Origin of the sequence: Leisingera sp. ANG1 (genome assembly GCF_000203975.2) — a bacterium.
Classification (GTDB): Bacteria; Pseudomonadota; Alphaproteobacteria; order Rhodobacterales; family Rhodobacteraceae; genus Leisingera.
On sequence record NZ_AFCF02000008.1, the window covers coordinates 22,438 to 41,822 of the forward strand.

Here is a 19,385-nt window from a genome sequence, read left to right on the forward strand (position 1 = left end):
TGGGACCGGCACGCTGCGCCCTGACCGGGCATTCCCCCTGCCCCGCCGGCCCCGCGTCTGCACGTGTATCTGCTGGAGGGGGCCCATGGCCGGCATTCAATCCATCCTGTTCACCGCTCAGACCGCCTTGATGCGGCTTTCGTTCCTGATGATCTGCCTGGGGGCCGCGGCGGCGCTGACGGCCACGGTACTGGCCGCTCTGGGCATATGGCCCTGGCTGTCGCTGCAGGCGGGCCTCGGCGCGGACATCCATCCGCAGGCCGGCATGATGGCGCAGATCGCGCTGACCGCACTGGCGGTGATGCTGGTGTTCTTTCTGCCCGCCAACGGGCGGGTCCTGGCGCTGGAGCACTCGCACCGGCGCTTTGCCCTGAATATGGAGGACGTCAAGCAGGCCTATCAGCTGGCCCACGCGGGCGACCGTGCCGGGGTGTTCACCCTGGCCTCCGAATTTGACGCGGTGAAGGAACGGCTGGCGTTTCTGCGCGACCACCCGGATCTGCAGGGGCTGGAGCCGGATGTGCTGGAGACAGCCGCGCAGATGAGCCAGGTGAGCCGTGAACTGGCAGAGACCTATTCCGATGCCAAGGTGGCCCGCGCCCGCATGTTCCTGAAACAGCGGCAGGAGGAGCTGGAAACCTTCAAGGCGCGGCTGGAGGATGCCCAGATCATCATGCATGAGCTGCGCCAGTGGACCCGCGACGTGGAGATCGAGGAAAGCATCGCCAAGTCGCATCTGGGCCGGCTGCGCGGCGAGCTGTTCGAACTGCTGCCGGAACTGTCGGCGCAATTGCAGGGGCAGCCCGACGGATCGGACCCCGAAGGCGGCAGCGTGGTGCCGATCCAGCCGCCGCGGCGTGCCGATTGACGCGCCGCTAAGGGCTCTGCCCCCGGTGTATAATGGGCCAGAAAGAAACCGCTTCTTTCTGGTTGCAAATCCCCCGGAGCGCGAGGCAGCGCCTCGCATCCTGCCAGAGCCACGCGCGACACCTCTTGAACAAAAGGGAAACATCTGCCACTGGTCAGAGCCATGGCAAAAACATCTTTCTCCTGCTCCGCCTGCGGGGCCAGCTTTTCGAAATGGTCGGGCCGCTGCGAGGGCTGCGGCGAGTGGAACACCATCAGCGAGGATCAGGGACTGTCCTCCGGCCCCGCCAAGAAGTCGCTGGGCGTCAAGCGCGGCCGCACCATCCAGCTGACCGATCTGTCCACCCGGGAAACCCCGCCGCCGCGCGCCTGCTGCGGCGTCGGTGAGCTGGACCGGGTGCTGGGCGGCGGGCTTGTTGCGGCCTCGGCCATTCTGGTGGGCGGCGATCCGGGCATCGGCAAATCCACCCTGCTGCTGCAGGCGGCGGCGCGGTTTGCCCAGGCCGGCGTCAAGACCGTCTATGTCAGCGGCGAGGAGGCCTCTGCCCAGGTGCGGATGCGGGCGCAGCGGCTGGGGCTGGCGGATGCGCCGGTGCAGCTGGCGGCGGAAACCAACCTGCGCGACATCCTCACCACGCTGGAAGCGGAAAGGCCGCAGCTGGCCATTATCGATTCCATCCAGACCATGTGGGCGGATCATGTGGACAGCGCGCCCGGCTCCGTCAGCCAGGTGCGCGCCGCCGCGCATGAGCTGACAACCTTTGCCAAGCGGCACGGGATTTCCATTATTATGGTTGGCCATGTCACCAAGGAGGGCCAGATCGCAGGCCCCCGTGTGGTGGAGCATATGGTCGACACCGTGCTGTATTTCGAGGGTGAGCGCGGCCATCAGTTCCGCATCCTGCGCGCGGTCAAGAACCGCTTTGGCCCGGCGGATGAGATCGGCGTCTTCGAGATGACCGGCAGCGGTCTCAGCGAGGTGATCAACCCCTCTGCCCTGTTCCTTTCGGAACGCGGCGAGCCCTCGCCCGGGTCGGTGGTCTTTGCGGGGATCGAAGGAACCCGGCCGGTGCTGGTGGAGATGCAGGCGCTGATTGCGCCCTCACCGCATTCGCAGCCCCGCCGCGCTGTGGTCGGCTGGGACTCGTCGCGTCTGGCGATGATACTGGCCGTTCTGGAAGCGCGCTGCGGCATCCCCTTTGCCGGGCTGGACGTCTATCTGAACGTGGCGGGCGGCATGAAGATCTCCGAACCCGCCGCCGACCTTGCGGTGGCGGCAGCGCTGCTGAGTGCGCGGGAAGACGTCGCCCTGCCCGCCGATACGGTGGTTTTCGGAGAAATTTCGCTATCCGGCGCCCTTCGCCCGGCGCCGCAGACCGAAAACAGGTTGAAAGAGGCGCAAAAACTTGGTTTCACGGCGGCGATTGCCCCCGGCGGCAGCAAAACCGTGTCCGTGAACGGCCTGAATTTGCGAAAATCAGGCGATCTGGCAGGTTTTGTTGGCGAATTCTTCGGGGCCGGTTAAAGATGCAAAAAATTTGAGATCGCAGGCAAACGGGCGAGGGACATGGAAGGTTTCACAATTATCGACGGGGTCGTGGCCCTGGTCATCGTGGTATCGGCACTGCTGGCCTATTCGCGCGGTTTTGTGCGCGAGGCGATGGCGATTGCCGGCTGGATCGCCGCGGGTGTGCTGGCCTTCATCTTTGCGCCGCAGGTCGAGCCGCTGATGGCAGAGATCCCGGTGGTGGGCGAATTCATCGCCGACAGCTGCGAATTGTCGATCATCGCCGCCTTTGCCGCAGTCTTTGCACTGGCGCTGATTGTGGTCTCCTTCTTCACGCCGCTGTTCTCCACCCTGGTGCAGCGCTCTGCGCTTGGCGGGTTGGACCAGGGCGCGGGCTTCTTCTTCGGCGTGCTGCGCGGCATTCTTCTGATTGCGATTGCCTTCTTCCTCTATGACGTGGTGATGACCGGGCAGTCCTTTACCATTGTTGACGAAAGCCGCTCTGCCGAGGTGTTCGCGCGCATGACCGGCAAGATCGAGGAGCGCAATCCGGAGCAGGCTCTGGGCTGGGTGACCGAGCAATATGAAGCGCTGATCGGTACTTGCGGCCAGTAATTCCAAGGGATTACCACCATCAGGCAGAAACGCGGGCGCCCAAGGGGCGCCCGTTTTGCTTGAATTTCAATGCGTTCACACAGTTATCCACAGGATGACGGGTTCAGCCGTTAACACCGCAAATTCACATTAACACTTTGTTAACCAAAGAGAATCGGGCTCCGGAGGCCGTTTGAGCGCGTCTCAAAAATTGCGTCAAACCTTAATAAATCCTCAGCCTGCACCGTGAAAAGGTTAACAATACCCCTGAAAAAGCGGCTTTTGTCCCCAAAAAATCGCGTCATCCCGAAATGCGACGCAAGCCTGCCCCAATTTGGTCCCAATTCGGGGGCCACATGGCTTCAACGGCAAAACGCCGGGACGAAGACGCTCAGAAGGGACACCAAAATGCAGCTGGATCACACCACAGATTTCGCCGACTACCTGCCGGTTGATGTTCTGCTGCTGACCAATCCCCTGCCGCAGTCCGTGAAGCCGGCGCCCAAGCGCGCCCGCATCCGCAGCGGCGGCTTCCTGCCTGATACGCTGGTGGAGACCGAAGAGGGCTTCAAGCAGGCCCGCGACGTCAAGCCCGGCGACATGGTGTTCACCTTTGACGGCGGCGCCCAGGAAGTGAAAGCGGTGAAGCACGCGGTGCCGCGCCTGACCACCCTGATGCACATCCCGGCTGGCGCCCTGGGCAATGACACCGACCTGATGCTGCCGTCGGACCAGAAAGTGGCGCTGGAGATGGACACCGCGGAACGCCTGTTCGGCCTGCCGGTTGTCGTCGCCAAGCTGATCGCCCTGGCCGGCTACAAGGGTATTACCGCAGCCGCGCCGGAACGCCTGGGCCGCATCCATTTCGAATTCGCAGAAGAAGAGCTGGTCTGGGCCGAAAGCGGCATGCTGCTGCCCGCCGGTGACGCCGCTGAGGACTCCGCCTTCCACCAGCTGTCGCTGACCGAGACCCGCCAGGTGCTGGCCAGCGATGACGGCCGCGCGCTGTCGCAGACCGGCATGGGCGAGATTGACGCCCGCCTGCCCAGCCCGCTGGACAACCTTCTGGACCGCATCCTCGCGGCCTGATCACACCCAACGATATTCCTCCCCCCCTCGGGCCCGCCATCGTGCGGGCCTATTCTTTGGTTTCGGATTGGGGCTGGAACTGCCGCATATGCTCCGACTATTCCACGCAGCACATGCTACTTGAAAGAATTTTCCCTACCCGTCCCGTCCCGGTTCGTCCGGGTTGCTGGAGAACAAAGCGATCTTGTTGCCTTGAGGGTCGCGAAGATAGCCGACATAGAAACGAGGCCCATAGGAGGCGCGAAAGCCCGGCTGGCCCTCGTCGGAGCCGCCAGCGGCAAGCGCGGCGGCGTGAAGCTTGCGGACCTGGTTCTGACTGCGGGCTTCAAAGGCGACCATGGATCCGTTGCCAGCGGAGGCCCGACGCCCATCGAAGGGCGGTTTGACGTAGTAATCAGGTTGGGCCGGGGGCCGGCCCGGCTTTGCTGGCAGCGTGTAGCTCAGCCCGGCAGGCCCCTCCTCCAGCGCGTAGCCAAGGGCTGGCAGGATGGCCGAATAAAACTCTTTTGCGCGCGCGATGTCATCCGCGCCAACTGTGACATAAGCAATCATGACTTGAGTGTCCTTCGGGAAACCGGTCCATTCAAGCAGTATTCCCGCCGTTTTGCCGCCCGCCTTTGATCCGGCGCGATGAATTGCCTGGTGCTCACCCGGCAGCCGCAACTCCCCATTGGCAACAGCCTTCAAGGCGAGCCGCCGCGCCATTTGTGATCCTGTGATGACAGCAGCCGCGAAAGCCTCTATGTGAGGGCGCGAACAGGAAACGGATTCGGAGCCACACCGCCTTGCCGCTGCTGCAGACGCTGCCCGCCTGCCCTTGTGGACCTGACCCGATGCGCGCGGCGCCGGGGAGCAGGGCTGCAACCGGCCATCAGGCTCCGGACGTTTTGCCGGCAAGCTGCTTTGGTGTCTCCGGAATGGCGCGGGCGCGGAAAAATGCGCTAGACTGCCGGCCAAGCCGCTTCCATCAGCCATCGGACTAATCGGGATTGGAGCCAGCCAATGTGCGGGATTTTGGGGATCGCAAGCCGGGACACAGAAGTCTTTGCAGAGATATATGACGGGCTTCTGATGCTGCAGCACCGCGGCCAAGACGCCTCGGGCATCGTGACCTACACCGGCGAGTTCTTCCGCGAGCGCAAGGCAAACGGTCTGGTCAAGGATGTGTTCGGGCCGTCAGATGCGGAAACCCTGACCGGACGCGTCGGCATGGGCCATGTGCGCTACCCCACCGCAGGTTCCCTCAGCGCGGCAGAGGCTCAGCCGTTCTTTGTGAACGCGCCTTATGGCATCTACCTGGTCCACAACGGCAATATCACCAACACCGCCGAGCAGCGCGAGAAGGTGACCGGCAAATACAGCCGCCATTTGCGCACGACTTCCGATTCCGAAATCCTGCTGAACGTCCTGGCCGACAAGGTCGCAGATGCGATCAAGGTCAACGGCAACGCCGAGCCGATCCGCAACATCTTTGCCGGCGTGAAGATGACCATGGAGCGGGTGCAGGGTGCCTATTCGGTGCTGTGCATGATTGCCGGTGTCGGCATGCTGGCCTTCCGCGACCCCCACGGCATCCGGCCGCTGTCGCTGGGCAAACGCCCGGCACAGGGCGATGGTGACGACTACTGCATTGCTTCCGAAGATGTGGCCTTTGGCATCAACGGCTTCGAGAAAGTCCGCGATGTGAAAGCCGGCGAGGCGGTGCTGATCGACCTCGATGGCAACCTGCATACCTTCCAGGCGGTTGAGGGCAAGCTGACCCCCTGCATCTTTGAATACGTTTACCTGGCGCGCCCCGACTCGATGATGGACGGCGTCTCGGTCTACAAGACCCAGCTGCGCATGGGCCAGGCGCTGGCAAAGCAAATTCAGGACTCGGGGCTGGAAATCGACAGCATCATCCCGGTACCTGATTCGGCACGGCCCGTGGCGCTGGAAGTCGCCAACTCCACCGGCATCCGCTACCGCGAGGGGCTGGTGAAGAACCGCTACGTCGGCCGCACCTTTATCATGCCGGGCCAGGCCGAGCGGCAGAAATCGGTGCGCCGCAAGCTCAACGCGATCCCGCTGGAGTTCAAGGACCGCAACGTGCTGCTGATCGACGATTCCATCGTGCGCGGCAACACCATCAAGAAGATCGTGCAGATGTGCCGCGAGGCCGGCGCCAAGAAGGTCTATATCGCCTCCGCCTCGCCGCCGGTGGTTTACCCGAATGTCTATGGCATCGACATGCCGACCAAGCATGAGCTGATCGCAAACGGCCTCAGCATCGAGGAAATCCGCGAGGAACTGGGCGCCGACGCGCTGTTCTACCAGAAGCTCGAAGACCTGATCTGGGCGGCGCAGGAAGGCAACCCGGACATCCAGGGCTTTGACTGCTCCTGCTTTGACGGCAACTACATCACCGGCGTCACCGACGAATATCTGGACGCGCTGGAAGGCAGCAGCCGGGTCAGTGCCAAGATCAAGGACATGCCCGCACCGGGCGCGTCGTGGAACGCCTCCAAGCTGGCCACCGGCTGAGGCGAGCACCCTGCCCCACCAGGGGTTTGAACTTTGGCCCGCATCCGTCTATGAGGGCCCGGAACTTTGCGTGGGGAGGCGCTGGCCATGACGGCCCGCGCCTTTTCCTATGCTCCTGACGAAAGGCCGCCCCTTGGACGCGCATCTTGCCCGCATGCTGACCTCCCCGCGCCAGTGCCGCTGCTGCGGCGCGACGTTTGCGCAGCTGCTCAGCCTCAGCTGCGACCGGCCCGATATCTGTTCCGAGGATCTGGAGGTGGAGGACAACTCTGCCGTCCTCGCCACCCGCGGCGATATCCTGACCGAGGATTTCTGCCGCCTTGGCGATCTGCGCTTTGTCCGCGCAGTGCTGGCAATCCCGCTGTCCGGCACAAGGGGCGAGGAGTTCATCCTGGGCACCTGGGCCAGCATCAGCCGCGATGACTTTGACGCCTATCTCGACCTTTTTGAGATGCGCGAGACCGACAAGCTGGGCGACCGGCCGGCCTGGCTGGCCAATGCGATCCCGCCGGATATGCCGATGCCCGCGGGCTGCATGCTGGAAATGCGCCCCGGCGGCCAGTACCCGGAACTGAAGGTCACCGAGCAGAACCACCCGCTCTACCCGCTGCAGAAGGACGGCGCGGAGCTGGAGGAGCTGCTGGAGCTGCTCTATGCCTACGGGCACGACCTGCCGTCGCTGGTTTATGACGCCTGAGGCATGACGAAGGGGCCGCTGCAAGCAGCCTGACGCGGGGTCATCGGCGGTCCTCCTCTCAGCCGGCTGCAGCTTTCCGCCGAGGACCGTTTTGCCTGCTTGAAACACCTGCGCCGGCACGCCAGATGCCATCCGGATCAATTAAGGACGGACAAAATGGCGAACGAGCAGACTTCCGCCAAAGTGGCGGGGCTGGCAACCCAGCCCAATGCGGTGAACCGCAGCAACCTGAGCCTGCTGGGCGTTTACGGGCCGGAAAACAGCATGAGCGCGCTGATCCGCCTGCCCTCTGGCCGCACCCGCGAAGTCAAGCGCGGCACCAAGCTGTCGCAGGGCCAGATCATTGCCATCGACGCCCACGGCCTGGTGCTGAACCAGCGCGGCGAAACCAGGCGCCTGGTGATGCCGGGCAGCTAGGCCAGCGGCCCGCCCAAATTTCTTCCAAGAAATTTGCCAAGGATTTTCGAAAATCCCTGGCGCTGCCTTCCGCCTCTTGACCTGCCCGCGCGGGCGGCCCAAGAAGGCGGCCATGACAGACAAAATCGCTCTCATCACCGGTGCATCGCGCGGCTTGGGCAATGCCCTCGCCGAGGCGCTTGCGCCCACCCATCACATCGTTGCCGTCGCCCGCACCACCGGCGCGCTGGAAGAGCTGGATGACCGCATCAAGGCGGCAGGCGGCTCTGCCACCCTGGCGCCGATGGACATCACCGTACCGGAGGCGATGGCGACGCTCTGCCGCGGCATCCATGACCGCTGGGGCAAGCTGGACCTGTGGCTGCACACCGCAATCCATGCCACCGCCCTGTGCCCGGCGCCCTCGGTTGCCGCCAAGGACTGGACCAAGGCCCTCGCGATCAATGCCACGGCCACCTCGGTTCTGATCCCCTATGTGGCGCCGCTCCTGGGCCAATCGGGCCGCGCGGTGTTCTTTGACGACCCTAAGGCGGGCGAGAAGTTCTACGGCACCTACGGCGCCACCAAGGCGGCGCAGATGGCGCTGGCCCGCAGCTGGCAGGCCGAGACGGAGCGCACCGGCCCCAAGGTCAAGATCCTGGAGCCGCAGCCGATGGCCACAGCCCTGCGCGCCCGTTTCCATCCGGGCGAGGACCGCGATGCGCTGACCCCGATCCAGGACGAGGCCGCACGCCTGCTGCCGCTGATCCTGGCGGACTGACCTCCGAGACCGGCCCGCGCCGCGCATCCGCGCGGCGCTTGGCCCAAGGCTTTGGACGGCATCTTTGATGCAGCCCAAGGGCGCGGGAGCCCGCCGAGCCCCGCCCGGCCATCCCGCCTGTTGCCTCCCTGCCCCGCTTTGCCGCGGATCCGGCTTCTCCCTGCGAAAACCTTGCTCCGTTCGGATGCAGGTCCTATTCAATCGAAAACCCGGTTGAAGACGGCAGGCAGGCTTTTCATGCGCATTCTGATCACCAACGACGACGGCATCAGTGCCGAGGGGCTCAAGGTTCTGGACGCCATTGCCCATGAGGTCGCAGGCCCCGAAGGCGAGGTCTGGACCGTGGCGCCCGCGTTTGAACAGTCCGGCGTCGGCCATTGCATCAGCTACACCCGCCCCACCATGCTGAGCCAGCTGGGCGCGCGCCGCTTTGCCGCCGAAGGCTCGCCCGCCGACTGCGTGCTGGCGGGCATTCATGTGGCGATGCAGGGGGCAAGGCCGGATCTGGTGCTGTCAGGCGTGAACCGCGGCAACAACTCCGCTGAAAACGCGCTGTATTCCGGCACTCTGGGCGGCGCGATGGAAGCGGCGCTGCAGGGCATCCCGGCAATGGCGCTGTCGCAGTATTACGGCCCAGCCAACCGCGAGACAGACAATCCGTTTGAGGCCTCTGCCGTGCATGGCGCTGCATTGGTGAAAAAGATCCTGGCAGCCCAGCCGCAGGACAATCAGGATTACCGGCTGTTTTACAACATCAACTTCCCGCCGGTCCCGGCCGCGGACGTGAAGGGCGCCCGCGTCGCACCGCAGGGAGTCCGCCCTGGCACCCATTTCTCCGCCGAGGAGCAGCTGTCGCCCACCGGGCGGCGGTACCTGTGGATCCGCGGCGGCAACCAGCATGTGGAGACCGCACCCGGCTCTGATGCGGCAGTGAACCTGGACGGCTACATCTCCGTCACTCCGATGCGCGCCGATCTGACCGCGCGGGACGCTATGGAGGCGCTGAAAGCGATCGAGGGCCCCGGCGCATGAGCGGGCCCGACGCGCAAACCAAGATGCAGTTCGTCTACTCCGTGCGCTCGCGCGGGGTGACCGACCAGAAGGTGCTGGAGGCGATCGAACAGATCGACCGCGGGCTTTTCGTGCGCGGCATCTTCTCGGAACGCGCCTATGAGGACGTACCGCTGCCGATTGCCTGCGGCCAGACCATTTCGCAGCCCTCGGTGGTGGGCATGATGACACAGGCGCTGCAGATCTCCCCCCGCGACACCGTGCTGGAGGTCGGCACCGGTTCCGGCTACCAGGCGGCGATCCTGTCGAAACTGGCGCGCCGGGTCTATACCATCGACCGCCACGCCCGGCTTGTGCGCGAAGCGCGGGCGGTGTTTGAGCAGCTGCAGCTGGCCAATGTGACCTCGCTGGTGGGCGACGGCAGCCACGGGCTCAGCGAACAGGCACCCTTTGACCGCATCATCGTGACGGCGGCTGCCGAAGATCCGCCCGGACCGCTTCTGGCGCAGCTCAAGACGGGCGGCATCATGGTGCTGCCGGTGGGCCAGTCTGACCACGTCCAGACCCTGATCCGGGTGCGTAAGACCGAGGACGGGCTGGAGTATGACGAATTGCGCCCGGTGCGCTTTGTTCCGCTGCTTGAGGGCCTGGGGAAAGACACGTAAACTGGCGGCGGATTTCAGCCGAGCCGCAAATGGCATCGGCTATAGTGATTGACGCGAGAGAATCCCCGCGAAAAAGGGGATGCGTGTTTTGAGGAGAGCGAAATGACCCGGATCCCCCCCGCCCGGACCATGTTCCGCGGCCTGTCCCATACGGTACTGCCCCGGGCCCGGATGCTGGCCCTGCTGCCGCTGGCCGGTGTGCTGGCGGCCTGCCAGAGCCCGCTGGACTACGACCTGCGCGGCCAGATCGGTGCCTTCAACACCGCAGGTGCCGCGCAATCAGCCACGGCGAACCGCCCCGCGCCCGACTCCCGCGGGCTGATCTCCTACCCGTCTTACCAGGTGGCCGTCGCCCAGCGCGGCGACACTGTGGGGGATGTGGCTGCCCGCATCGGCCTGCCTGCCGACGAGGTTGCACGCTTTAACGGCATGGAGACTGGCGACAAGATGCGCCAGGGCGAGGTTCTGGCGCTGCCGCGCCGCGCGCCGGGCAGCGTGCCGGGAAATGCCACGCCGGGTTCGGTCGATATCGCCAGCCTTGCAGGCCAGGCCATCGACACCGCGCCGCTGACCTCCCCCAATGCAGGCTCGGTGACCACCACCGAAATCCAGCCCGCCCCCAAACCGCAGCCCGCCGCGGTGCAGGCCGGCCCGGAACCGGTGCGCCACAAGGTGAAGCGCGGCGAAACCGCTTATACCATTTCGCGGCTCTATCAGGTGCCGGTGAAGTCGCTGGCAGAGTGGAACGGCCTCGGCAGCGATTTTGCAGTGCGTGAGGGCCAGTACCTGCTGATCCCCCTGAAAGAGCAGCCCGCCGCCGAGGTGACGCCTGCCGCTGCAGCAGCCCCCGTGGTGGTGACTGAGCCGGGCGCCGGATCGGAGACTCCGGTACCGCCCAGCGCCAGCAAGCCGCTGCCGGAGGAAAAGGTCGAGCCCGCCGCAGTGAAGCCCGCCGCGGAAACCCTGCCCAAGCCGGAACTGCCTGAACCGACCCGCAGCAGCAGCGCGGCGATGGCCTATCCGGTGCAGGGCAAGATCATCAAGACCTATTCCAAGGGCCGCAATGACGGCATCGACATTGCGGCCGCCGCTGGTGCGCCAGTCAACGCGGCCGAGGCCGGCACGGTGGCGGCGATCACCAAGGATTCCAACAATGTGCCGATCGTGGTTATCCGGCACAGCCAGAAGCTGCTGACGGTCTATCAGAACGTCGGCAACATCACCGTCAAGAAAGGCGACAGTGTGGTCCGCGGCCAGCGCATCGCCTCGCTGCGCGGCGGCGACGATGCCTATGTGCATTTCGAAGTGCGTGACGGGTTCGAGAGCATCGACCCGCTGAGCTACCTGAACTAACATCATTAACACGTTGTTAACAAACAAAAGCCCGGCTGATTGGCCGGGCTTTTCTGTTTCAGGGAGGTCCAAAGCCCGGAGACAAGGCGAAGCCGCCGGGCCAGCGCCTGCCCGCCCCATCGGGCTGGCGCTTTGAAGAGGTCAGTGTTCCCTAGGTAACTTTTACGGAGGTTGCAGGCATAAACTGCCCTGCACAGGCGTTGCAGCGCCACCCCGCGGGCAGTCGCTGGCCCGGCTTCCGCATGTGCTTGCAGAGGCGTTTCAGAGCCTCAGCGCAGGCTTACCCCGTGCCGTCCGGCCAAATCGGTGAAGAACTGCCAGGCCACCCGGCCCGAGCGCGCGCCGCGGGTGGCCTGCCATTCAACCGCCTCGGCACGCAACTCCTCTGCCTCCACCTCAACGCCATAGGCCGCGCAATAGCCCTCGATCATCGCCAGGTATTCGTCCTGATCGCAGGGGTGGAAGCCCAGCCAAAGCCCGAAGCGGTCCGACAGAGAGACCTTCTCCTCCACCGCTTCCGACGGGTTGATGGCGCTGGAGCGCTCGTTTTCGATCATGTCCCGCGGCATCAGGTGGCGGCGGTTGGAAGTGGCATAGAACACCACGTTTTCCGGCCGCCCCTCGATGCCGCCGTCCAGCACCGCCTTGAGGCTCTTGTAGTGCTGATCGTCATGGCTGAACGACAGGTCATCGCAGAACAGGATGAACCGGTGCTCAGAGCCGCGCAGGTGCCCCAGCAGCCGCGCCACCGAGGGCAGATCCTCGCGCTGCAGCTCCACCAGTTTCAACTGCGGGTGGTCCCCTGCCAGCGCCCCGTGCACGGCTTTCACCAGGCTCGACTTGCCCATCCCCCGCGCGCCCCACAGCAGCGCGTTGTTGGCGGCAAAGCCCTGCGCAAACCGGCGTGTGTTCTCCAAGAGCGTATCGCGGGAGCGGTTGATGCCGACCAGCAGGTTCAGATCAACCCGGTTCACCGCCTCCACCGGCTCCAGCCGCTCCGGCCCCACATGCCAGACAAAGGCGGCGGCCGCGTTGAAATCAGGGGTTTCCAACGGCGCGGGCGACATCCGCTCCAGCGCCTCGGCAATGCGGGTCAATGCGATCTGGTCCATGTGGTGCCTCCCTTCGTCATCGGGCCGTCTTTGCCGGGTTTCAAAGCATGTTCAGGGGCAAGCGGCAAGGGGAAGCCAGCACCTGTTCTGCTGCGAGCCTTAAGTATACCCTGTCCCTATGGACGCCATGGATGCTCTCTCCCGCTGGATGATGACCGAAGGCCGCTGTTGCGGCGATCCGGTCAAGGTTGTCTCGCACTTCTGCACAACGCTGATCGAGGCCGGGGTGCCGCTGTGGCGGGTCAACATCGGCCAGCGCTTCGCTAACCCGCTGCTGATTGCCTGGGGCGTTGTCTGGACGCCGGAGAGCACGGAGAGCTACGACGTCACCCATGATGTGATGCTGACGGACAGCTATGTCGGCAGCTCCTTTGAGTACATTCTGGCTCATCGCCGCCCGCTGCACAAAAGCCTGCGCGGCCTAGACCCTGAGGCCGACCACATTTCCTATCATGAGTTCGCGGAGGCTGGCGGCACCGACTACTATGCCACGCTCTTGTATTACGGCGACGGATCCATGCACGGCTGCACCTTTGTCACTCAGGCTGACAGCGGCTTCACGGCGGAGAACCTGGCAATGATCGAGGCCTCCCTGCCCGGCCTCTCCTCAGCCCTGGAACCCGTCACCATGCGCAAGTCCTCGCGCAGCCTGCTGCGGACCTATCTCGGCGATGGGCCGTCGGACGCGGTCTGGAATGGTTCCATCAAGCGCGGCGAGCGCACGGCGCTGGACGCTGTTGTCATGTTCACCGATCTGCGCGGCTTCACGGCCCTCTCGGACAGTGCCAGCGAAGAGGACGTGTTCGACGCCCTGAACACCTATTTCGACGTGGTGGTGCAGGCGGTTGAGGAAGCAGGCGGTGACGTGCTGAAGTTCATGGGCGACGGCATTCTGTCGATCTTCCCCGCCGCTGACGGAAGCAGCCACGCGGAACAGTGCCGTCAAGCCGCACAGGCCGCGCAAACGGCGCTCGCCGGGCTTGCCACGGTGAACACCTCCCGCACGGAAGCAGGCAAACCGCCGCTGGAAATCGGTATCGGCTTAAACGCGGGCCGCGTCAGCTATGGTAATATCGGCAGCCCCGGCAGGCTGGATTTCACCGTGCTCGGCGCCGCGGTGAACCTGGCGAGCCGGATCGAAGGCCTGACGAAATCCACCGGGCATCCCGTTCTGGCATCCGCCTCGGTCGCTGCGGCCGCCCCGGATCTGTTTGCCAGCTGCGGCCATCACAATGTGCGCGGGGTTGCCGATCCGGTAGAGGTCTTTTTCCTGCGCGGTGCCGCCGCATAGAAAGGCGCGCCGGATCCGGCGCGCCTTTGCGGTTCCAGCGCTCTCAGATCAGCGCGGCCTTACCGCCTCAATCCGCCGCGAAGCAGTAGAAATAACCGTTGCCGCCGGTCCCGCGCAGGTCGTCAGCGCTGCAGCCGCGCGAATTATGCGCCGCGTTCCACGACGTATTGCCGCCGCCGTGGCGGTCGTGGTGGCCGACCGTGGCTGAGCCTTCACCGTTGGAGGTCCAGTTCGAACAAGTCTTGTCTCCCTCCTGCCAGGGGAAATAGGCGGTGCCGTCTTCCTGGGTGCCGGTCAGGATGTCATGCTCATTCGGATCATCGCCGCGGCCCTTGATGCGGTTGCCGTTCTCATCCACCGCGGTGCGGGCATAGATATTGGGCATGATGTGCAGCTGGTCCAGATCAACCGCGATCAGCTCGCCGTTGGCGTTGTACCAGGGGCCGGTGCCGATGCGGGAGCGGGCGGAGATGCCGCGTTTGCCCTCTTCCTGCGTGCTGAGATAGGCGCGCCAGGTGCGCCCCGCAGCGCCCGCCGCCTCTGCCAGGCTGGCGCAATGGGCATCCGCCCCCTCCAGCCCGCCAAGATTGCCGCCGTCGCCAAGGCCAACGGATGTAACAAAGAACCCCATCGGCGGGTCTTCGGCGTAGGACGCAGAGGCCAGCGCGCAGGCCGCAGAGCAGGTCAGGACAGCAAGAAACTTGTTCATGGAAACCTCCCTTATTCCAGGACTGGCCGCAGGATGCCTCATGGGGCGGGGCATGGATACGCCAGAGGGCGGGGTTTCACGAAAGAGTGTTGGGAGTGTGGACGTCCTTCCTGCGGCTTGGCCTTACACTTATACGGAGATCGACTGAATAGCCTGAAACCGCGAAGGGCAATTGAGCGGGACGAAGTGTGAATTCGCTGCGGTTGTGCGAATGTCAGTTATGCGTTCCGACACCAGAACGAGGGATAGCAGTTTGCAGCGGTTCGTTGACCTGCAGTACGGCATAGTTCAGGAGTTGGAATCCGTTTCTTTGTCCTCAACATCTGGTGAGGCCGCAATGCGGACGATTTCAAATCGCCTCAGCAAACTCACACTAATGTAGATGGCAGCGCAGATCAGAAGAAAACCTACAAAGTTTGGTTCGTAGGCTTCCCTAGCTTCACGGTATATGTTCAATCCGTCGACATTTCTAAGAAGAGCAAATCCAAAGTTGCCGACTACAAGAAATGTCGGCAAATCCAGCAAGAAAAACCTCCTGAGACGCCGCTCGCCAGTCAAATAGAGCAGTGAGCCGCACCCACCGCACTTATGAAAATCAGTTCGATTGTGTCCGCGCTAAGGGTTGGTTGAACCCATCTTTCTTGGAGACTGCGGGCGACCACATTCCGGGCATTTGATGCCGACAATTTTTGACCAAAGAGTTGGTAACTCACCAAGTCTCGGTTTGCTCACTTTGGGCGGGTTGCTAACACTTCGTGCCAATGGTCTAGAACGTGCCTTTCTGCAAAATCCGAAGGCTCAGCCAGTGTATCAGCAGCCGATGACTGTCGAGACTTATCCCATAAAGCGGCCCTTCGAACAATGCGCCGCATATGTGATTTTGGGCTCAATGCAGACCAGCACTTCCTATAAAAAAAGCGCGCCCTCTCAGGCGCGCTTTTCCATTTCAAACTCTCTCCGGCCCGTCAGCCCTTGCCGTCCTCGGCTTCGGCAGGCACCGGTTCATCCGGATGCGCCTCCATTTCCTCGTCGTCATAGTAGCCCTCCGCGCGCAGCTTCGCCTCGCGCTTGGCCTCTACCCGGCGGACCAGGAAAATCGAGATCTCATAGAGCCCGTAAACCACCACAAACAGGATGATCTGGGTGATCACATCCGGCGGCGTCACCAGCGCCGCCAGCACCAGGATCGCCACCACCGCGTATTTGCGGACAGAGCCAAGTCCCTCGGCGCTTACCAGACCGGCCTTGCCCATCAGCGTCAGCAGAACCGGCAGCTGGAAACACAGGCCAAAGGCCACGATGAACTTGATCGTCAGGTTCAGATACTCCTGGGCGGAGCCCTGGAACACCACGCTGAGGCCCTGATTGACCTGCTCGCCAACCACCGCCTCGCCGCCGGAACCGAACTGCTGGAACCCCAGGAAGAAGTCATAGGCCAGCGGCGTGACCACATAGAAGGCAAAGCTGGCGCCCAAGAGGAACATGAAGGGCGAGGCGATCAGGAAGGGCAGGAACGCCCCCTTCTCGGACTTATACAGCCCCGGCGCCACGAACCGCCACATTTGGAACCCAATATAGGGGAACGCCAGGATGAAGCCGCCCAGGAAGGAGATTTTGATTGCGACAAAGAAGCCTTCCTGCGGGCTGATGAAGATAAGCGCACAGTCCTGGCCGCCCTCGGCCAGCACCTGGCACAGCGGTGCGGTCAGGAAGTTGAACACCGGCGTTGCCACGGTGAAACAGATCACCATGCCGACGATAAAGGCGGCGACCGAATGGATCAGCCGGTTGCGCAGTTCGGCCAGATGCTCGATCAGCGGCGCGGTTGAGTCGTCGATCTCATCCGTCTTGCTCATGACTTGGCCTCTTCTTCCTTCGCTGCCGCAGGCTTCAGCGCCGCCTCAGCCGCTTCCGCCTTGGCCAGCGCCTCCTCGGCCTCGCGCGCCTTGCGCTCCGCCGCGGCGCGGGCGGTTGAAGCCTGGATCTTCTTGGCATCCTCAGCGCGTTCCGCCGCCAGCTTGCCGGTCTCGCTTTCGGGGTCGTATTTGGTCGGGTCGATCGACGTCGCCATCTCCTGCGCCGCCTGCTTGACCCCGTCCATGGCGGTGCTCATCGGGTTCGACGCAGCCTTCAGCCCCTTGGCGACCTCATTGACCCCGGCCTCATCCGCCGCGTCATGCATCGCCCGGCTGAACTCGCGCGCCATCCCCTTGGCCTTGCCGACAAACCGCCCCACGTTGCGGAACAGCACCGGCAGGTCCTTGGGGCCGACGACGATCAGCGCGACAACGCCGATGACCAGCAGTTCGGTCCACCCAAGATCGAACATCCGCGCTTAGGCCTTGTCTTTTTCGGACTCGGGGGTCACGTCTTTGGCCACGTCCGCGGCGTCCTGCTCCAGTTCCTTGCTGCCTTCGTTGATGCCCTTCTTGAACGAGGTGATGCCCTTGCCGACCTCACCCATCAGCGAGGAAATCTTGCCGCGGCCGAACAGGACCAGCACCACGACAGCGATGAGCAGCAGGCCAGGCAGGCCGATGTTGTTGAGCATGTGAGTCTCTCCTTACTTGATCCGGCGCGGATTGGCGGCGCCGGTAGAATTGTTCGCTACGGGTTTAGCGCGGGCGCGGCTTTGAGCGAAAGCAACTCCGCACGCAGAAAGCGCCTGCAAGCGCGGGAATCCGAAGTTTTTGACACCCGCTTGCACCCAACTGACAGGTTTATGTCAGTTGGAGGGCGGTAAATCCAGCCCATCACATGAACAAAGGAGAAACGTGATGAGCAAACATGTCGCCGAAATCGTAACCTTCAAACTGGCCGATGGCGTGAGTCCCGCGGATTTCACCGCCCTGATGCAGCGCACCGAGGGCTTCGTGCGCGCGCAGGACGGCTTTGTCACCCGCCAGCTGAGCCAGAGCGAGGATGGCAGCTGGACCGACTATGTGGTCTGGAAGGACATGGCGACGGCGCAGAAAGTGGCGCAGGAATTCATGCAACAGGACTTCACGCCGGAGGTAATGGCGGCCATTGCCCCGGACAGCGCCAGCATGCGCCATGAAGAGGTGCTGTGGCAGATGGCGCCCTAAGCCTCCCGGGCTGCGCCTGAAGGCCCGAAACACTGCAGGCTGCGCCTGCGGGCCGGGCGCAGCCCTTGACCTCCTGACGCCACCGCGCAAAGGCTAACCCCATGCGCCGCACCGACCGCCTTTTCGAAATCATCCAGATCCTGCGCGACGGGAAACTGCACCGCGCCCAGGACATCGCCGAACGGCTGGAGGTTTCCACCCGCACCATCTACCGCGACATGGACACGCTGGTGGCCTCCGGCGTGCCGGTGGAGGGGGAGCGCGGCGTCGGCTACATGGTGCGCGAGCAGATCAGCCTGCCGCCGCTGACATTGACGCCAGAGGAGCTGGAGGCGCTGAACCTCGGCATGGCCATTGTTGCTGAGGCCGCCGACCCGGACCTGAAGGCCGCCGCCCTGTCGCTGGCCGCCAAGGTGGACACAGTGCTGCCGGAACAGACCATCGCCGAGGCAGACGCCTGGAAATTCGCGGTCTACCCCTTCTCCGACGCCGCCCGCGCCCTGGCCCATATGCCGACACTGCGGGCCGCCATCAAGGCGCGGCAGAAACTGCAGCTCAGCTACCGCCGCATCGACGGCACCCTGACAGAGCGGAAGATCCGCCCGCTGCACATGGAATACTGGGGCCGGGTCTGGACCCTGACCGCCTGGTGCGAGACGCGCGGAGACTTCCGGGTGTTCCGCGTCGACCTCATCGAGGACACCTCCGCCCTGCCCGAGCTGTTCGTGGACGAACCCGGCAAGCGGCTGCAGGACTATGATCCCTACAGCTCCTGAGATCCTTCATTCATCTGGCTGAAAGTATCCCGGGGGAGGCCCGGCGGGCCGGGGTCAGCGCCCCCTACCCCAGTTCAAACGAGGTCACCCCGTAAATCAGGTCCGTCTCCAACTGCGGAGCAGGCCCGCGGTACATCCGGGCGGTTTCAAACACCGGCTCCAGCCCCAGCGAGCGCGCCAGTTCAACCGCCGCAGCATGGGGCTCCGGCACATCCAGAAACACCTCCTGTCCCGCAGGCAGGTCCTGCAGCAGCCGCGCCAGAACCGCCTCGGCCGCCACGCGGGAGACCGCAACCAGCGGCCCGATCTTGCAGCCGCTGCCGCACGGCCGCAGCGTGCCGAAGCCAATCAGCTTGTCATCCTTGTAAGCGGCAAAGGAGTGATGCCCCTCCGCCCCCAGCCACTGCTGCCAGAACCCCCGGCGCGGCGCCGGAAAGACGCGGGCATCCATCGCTTCCAGCTCCGCCGTTGGGGCAGTCACCTGTTGCAGATTGAACTCGGTGGAAACCGCCAGCCCGGCCGACGGCACCCCGCCAAAACGGATGTTGCGGTACGCCAGCTCAAAGCCGGAGCGGCGGTAGTTCGTTTGCTGGTCCACCACACCATCCAGACCAACAACCCAGCTCCCGGCGTGTTCCAGCGCCCGCTGCCAAAGCGCATAGCCGAAGCCCTTCCCGCGATGCTCCGGTGCCACGATGTAAAAGCCGAGGAAGGCAAACGCCGCGCCGTAGTTCACTACAGAGATGCAGGCGATCATCTTCCCGTCCAGGAACCCGCCCCAGAAGCCTTTCGGATCAACGCTCGCAAAGCAGGCCGTATCCCGGTGGCCCGGGTTCCAGCCCTCACGCGCGGCCCAGTCCACAGCAGTCTGGATTTCCACGCCCGCCAACGGCCTGATCTGATAGCTGCCCTGCATCTGCACCTCCGG

At 64.0% G+C, this 19,385-nt stretch carries 22 protein-coding genes; 14 read left to right on the forward strand and 8 right to left on the reverse strand.

Annotation, left to right across the window (positions count from 1 at the left end; all coding sequences use genetic code 11):
• Positions 1 to 85 precede the first annotated feature (85 nt).
• From GC1_RS12815 to GC1_RS12830, 4 genes are all read left to right on the forward strand, one after another.
• On the forward strand, positions 86 to 868 hold the full coding sequence (locus tag GC1_RS12815) for a hypothetical protein (RefSeq protein WP_019295938.1): 783 nt from the start codon (positions 86 to 88) through the stop codon (positions 866 to 868).
• Between the two features lie 162 nt (positions 869 to 1,030).
• The gene (gene radA / locus GC1_RS12820; RefSeq protein ID WP_019295939.1) at positions 1,031 to 2,392 is read left to right on the forward strand and encodes a DNA repair protein RadA; all 1,362 of its coding nucleotides are present in this window, start codon (positions 1,031 to 1,033) and stop codon (positions 2,390 to 2,392) included.
• 42 nt (positions 2,393 to 2,434) lie between these two features.
• Positions 2,435 to 2,989 (forward strand): CvpA family protein, encoded by a 555-nt coding sequence (locus tag GC1_RS12825; RefSeq protein WP_019295940.1) that lies wholly within the window; start codon positions 2,435 to 2,437, stop codon positions 2,987 to 2,989.
• Positions 2,990 to 3,376: 387 nt separating this feature from the next.
• Positions 3,377 to 4,057: a Hint domain-containing protein gene (locus GC1_RS12830; protein WP_019295941.1), complete on the forward strand. Its 681-nt coding sequence runs from the start codon at positions 3,377 to 3,379 to the stop codon at positions 4,055 to 4,057.
• 135 nt (positions 4,058 to 4,192) lie between these two features.
• On the opposite strand, the gene GC1_RS12835 is transcribed toward GC1_RS12830, so the two are convergent.
• Positions 4,193 to 4,609: a VOC family protein gene (locus GC1_RS12835; RefSeq protein WP_029204790.1), complete on the reverse strand. Its 417-nt coding sequence runs from the start codon at positions 4,607 to 4,609 to the stop codon at positions 4,193 to 4,195.
• Between the two features lie 450 nt (positions 4,610 to 5,059).
• Here GC1_RS12835 and purF point away from each other — a divergent pair, with 450 nt between their 5' ends.
• The 7 genes from purF to GC1_RS12870 all read left to right on the forward strand — a co-directional run bounded on the left by purF (position 5,060) and on the right by GC1_RS12870 (position 11,483).
• The gene (gene purF, locus GC1_RS12840) at positions 5,060 to 6,580 is read left to right on the forward strand and encodes an amidophosphoribosyltransferase (RefSeq protein WP_019295943.1); all 1,521 of its coding nucleotides are present in this window, start codon (positions 5,060 to 5,062) and stop codon (positions 6,578 to 6,580) included.
• A 154-nt stretch (positions 6,581 to 6,734) separates the two neighbouring features.
• Entirely contained in the window at positions 6,735 to 7,277 is a 543-nt protein-coding gene (locus tag GC1_RS12845; protein WP_036761944.1) for a DUF2199 domain-containing protein, read from the forward strand.
• A gap of 156 nt (positions 7,278 to 7,433) precedes the next feature.
• A complete protein-coding gene (locus tag GC1_RS12850) occupies positions 7,434 to 7,694 on the forward strand; it encodes a hypothetical protein (RefSeq protein WP_019295945.1) in 261 nt (86 codons plus the stop codon).
• Between the two features lie 112 nt (positions 7,695 to 7,806).
• Positions 7,807 to 8,454 carry an SDR family NAD(P)-dependent oxidoreductase gene (locus GC1_RS12855; protein ID WP_019295946.1) on the forward strand — a complete coding sequence of 216 codons (648 nt, stop codon included), beginning with the start codon at positions 7,807 to 7,809 and terminating at the stop codon, positions 8,452 to 8,454.
• 237 nt (positions 8,455 to 8,691) lie between these two features.
• Positions 8,692 to 9,486 carry a 5'/3'-nucleotidase SurE gene (gene surE, locus GC1_RS12860; protein WP_019295947.1) on the forward strand — a complete coding sequence of 265 codons (795 nt, stop codon included), beginning with the start codon at positions 8,692 to 8,694 and terminating at the stop codon, positions 9,484 to 9,486.
• Positions 9,483 to 10,130, forward strand: coding sequence for a protein-L-isoaspartate(D-aspartate) O-methyltransferase (locus GC1_RS12865; RefSeq protein ID WP_019295948.1), 648 nt, complete (start codon positions 9,483 to 9,485; stop codon positions 10,128 to 10,130). The genes surE and GC1_RS12865 overlap by 4 nt, the downstream gene beginning before the upstream one ends.
• Positions 10,131 to 10,232: 102 nt before the next feature.
• The gene (locus GC1_RS12870) at positions 10,233 to 11,483 is read left to right on the forward strand and encodes a M23 family metallopeptidase (protein ID WP_019295949.1); all 1,251 of its coding nucleotides are present in this window, start codon (positions 10,233 to 10,235) and stop codon (positions 11,481 to 11,483) included.
• 269 nt (positions 11,484 to 11,752) lie between these two features.
• On the opposite strand, the gene GC1_RS12875 is transcribed toward GC1_RS12870, so the two are convergent.
• A complete protein-coding gene (locus GC1_RS12875; RefSeq protein ID WP_019295950.1) occupies positions 11,753 to 12,595 on the reverse strand; it encodes an ATP-binding protein in 843 nt (280 codons plus the stop codon).
• Positions 12,596 to 12,722: 127 nt separating this feature from the next.
• Between GC1_RS12875 and GC1_RS12880 the strand changes: the two genes are divergently transcribed.
• Positions 12,723 to 13,886 (forward strand): adenylate/guanylate cyclase domain-containing protein, encoded by a 1,164-nt coding sequence (locus GC1_RS12880; protein WP_152612386.1) that lies wholly within the window; start codon positions 12,723 to 12,725, stop codon positions 13,884 to 13,886.
• A gap of 67 nt (positions 13,887 to 13,953) precedes the next feature.
• On the opposite strand, the gene GC1_RS12885 is transcribed toward GC1_RS12880, so the two are convergent.
• The 5 genes from GC1_RS12885 to GC1_RS12900 all read right to left on the reverse strand — a co-directional run bounded on the left by GC1_RS12885 (position 13,954) and on the right by GC1_RS12900 (position 17,146).
• Positions 13,954 to 14,595 carry a hypothetical protein gene (locus GC1_RS12885; protein ID WP_019295952.1) on the reverse strand — a complete coding sequence of 214 codons (642 nt, stop codon included), beginning with the start codon at positions 14,593 to 14,595 and terminating at the stop codon, positions 13,954 to 13,956.
• A gap of 288 nt (positions 14,596 to 14,883) precedes the next feature.
• On the reverse strand, positions 14,884 to 15,120 hold the full coding sequence (locus GC1_RS22470) for a hypothetical protein (RefSeq protein ID WP_152614073.1): 237 nt from the start codon (positions 15,118 to 15,120) through the stop codon (positions 14,884 to 14,886).
• A gap of 440 nt (positions 15,121 to 15,560) precedes the next feature.
• Positions 15,561 to 16,451, reverse strand: a complete 891-nt coding sequence (tatC, locus tag GC1_RS12890) for a twin-arginine translocase subunit TatC (protein WP_019295953.1) — start codon at positions 16,449 to 16,451, stop codon at positions 15,561 to 15,563.
• Positions 16,448 to 16,924: a Sec-independent protein translocase protein TatB gene (gene tatB, locus GC1_RS12895; RefSeq protein WP_019295954.1), complete on the reverse strand. Its 477-nt coding sequence runs from the start codon at positions 16,922 to 16,924 to the stop codon at positions 16,448 to 16,450. Before tatB ends, tatC begins: the two co-directional genes overlap by 4 nt.
• Positions 16,925 to 16,930: 6 nt before the next feature.
• Positions 16,931 to 17,146 (reverse strand): twin-arginine translocase TatA/TatE family subunit, encoded by a 216-nt coding sequence (locus GC1_RS12900; protein ID WP_019295955.1) that lies wholly within the window; start codon positions 17,144 to 17,146, stop codon positions 16,931 to 16,933.
• A 226-nt stretch (positions 17,147 to 17,372) separates the two neighbouring features.
• Here GC1_RS12900 and GC1_RS12905 point away from each other — a divergent pair, with 226 nt between their 5' ends.
• Positions 17,373 to 17,681, forward strand: a complete 309-nt coding sequence (locus GC1_RS12905) for a hypothetical protein (RefSeq protein WP_019295956.1) — start codon at positions 17,373 to 17,375, stop codon at positions 17,679 to 17,681.
• A gap of 101 nt (positions 17,682 to 17,782) precedes the next feature.
• On the forward strand, positions 17,783 to 18,457 hold the full coding sequence (locus GC1_RS12910) for a helix-turn-helix transcriptional regulator (protein ID WP_019295957.1): 675 nt from the start codon (positions 17,783 to 17,785) through the stop codon (positions 18,455 to 18,457).
• Positions 18,458 to 18,521: 64 nt separating this feature from the next.
• Here the strand turns inward: GC1_RS12910 and GC1_RS12915 are convergent, their stop codons facing one another.
• On the reverse strand, positions 18,522 to 19,373 hold the full coding sequence (locus GC1_RS12915) for a GNAT family N-acetyltransferase (RefSeq protein WP_019295958.1): 852 nt from the start codon (positions 19,371 to 19,373) through the stop codon (positions 18,522 to 18,524).
• Positions 19,374 to 19,385 lie beyond the last annotated feature (12 nt).

Bases quoted from the DNA above. Each gene is read 5' to 3' on its own strand.
- GC1_RS12815 (WP_019295938.1), top strand. From the start codon at position 86: ATGGCCGGCATTCAATCCATCCTGTTCACCGCTCAGACCGCCTTGATG.
- radA (WP_019295939.1), top strand. From the start codon at position 1,031: ATGGCAAAAACATCTTTCTCCTGCTCCGCCTGCGGGGCCAGCTTTTCG.
- GC1_RS12825 (WP_019295940.1), top strand. From the start codon at position 2,435: ATGGAAGGTTTCACAATTATCGACGGGGTCGTGGCCCTGGTCATCGTG.
- GC1_RS12830 (WP_019295941.1), top strand. From the start codon at position 3,377: ATGCAGCTGGATCACACCACAGATTTCGCCGACTACCTGCCGGTTGAT.
- GC1_RS12835 (WP_029204790.1), bottom strand. From the start codon at position 4,609: ATGATTGCTTATGTCACAGTTGGCGCGGATGACATCGCGCGCGCAAAA.
- purF (WP_019295943.1), top strand. From the start codon at position 5,060: ATGTGCGGGATTTTGGGGATCGCAAGCCGGGACACAGAAGTCTTTGCA.
- GC1_RS12845 (WP_036761944.1), top strand. From the start codon at position 6,735: ATGCTGACCTCCCCGCGCCAGTGCCGCTGCTGCGGCGCGACGTTTGCG.
- GC1_RS12850 (WP_019295945.1), top strand. From the start codon at position 7,434: ATGGCGAACGAGCAGACTTCCGCCAAAGTGGCGGGGCTGGCAACCCAG.
- GC1_RS12855 (WP_019295946.1), top strand. From the start codon at position 7,807: ATGACAGACAAAATCGCTCTCATCACCGGTGCATCGCGCGGCTTGGGC.
- surE (WP_019295947.1), top strand. From the start codon at position 8,692: ATGCGCATTCTGATCACCAACGACGACGGCATCAGTGCCGAGGGGCTC.
- GC1_RS12865 (WP_019295948.1), top strand. From the start codon at position 9,483: ATGAGCGGGCCCGACGCGCAAACCAAGATGCAGTTCGTCTACTCCGTG.
- GC1_RS12870 (WP_019295949.1), top strand. From the start codon at position 10,233: ATGACCCGGATCCCCCCCGCCCGGACCATGTTCCGCGGCCTGTCCCAT.
- GC1_RS12875 (WP_019295950.1), bottom strand. From the start codon at position 12,595: ATGGACCAGATCGCATTGACCCGCATTGCCGAGGCGCTGGAGCGGATG.
- GC1_RS12880 (WP_152612386.1), top strand. From the start codon at position 12,723: ATGGATGCTCTCTCCCGCTGGATGATGACCGAAGGCCGCTGTTGCGGC.
- GC1_RS12885 (WP_019295952.1), bottom strand. From the start codon at position 14,595: ATGAACAAGTTTCTTGCTGTCCTGACCTGCTCTGCGGCCTGCGCGCTG.
- tatC (WP_019295953.1), bottom strand. From the start codon at position 16,451: ATGAGCAAGACGGATGAGATCGACGACTCAACCGCGCCGCTGATCGAG.
- tatB (WP_019295954.1), bottom strand. From the start codon at position 16,924: ATGTTCGATCTTGGGTGGACCGAACTGCTGGTCATCGGCGTTGTCGCG.
- GC1_RS12900 (WP_019295955.1), bottom strand. From the start codon at position 17,146: ATGCTCAACAACATCGGCCTGCCTGGCCTGCTGCTCATCGCTGTCGTG.
- GC1_RS12905 (WP_019295956.1), top strand. From the start codon at position 17,373: ATGAGCAAACATGTCGCCGAAATCGTAACCTTCAAACTGGCCGATGGC.
- GC1_RS12910 (WP_019295957.1), top strand. From the start codon at position 17,783: ATGCGCCGCACCGACCGCCTTTTCGAAATCATCCAGATCCTGCGCGAC.
- GC1_RS12915 (WP_019295958.1), bottom strand. From the start codon at position 19,373: ATGCAGGGCAGCTATCAGATCAGGCCGTTGGCGGGCGTGGAAATCCAG.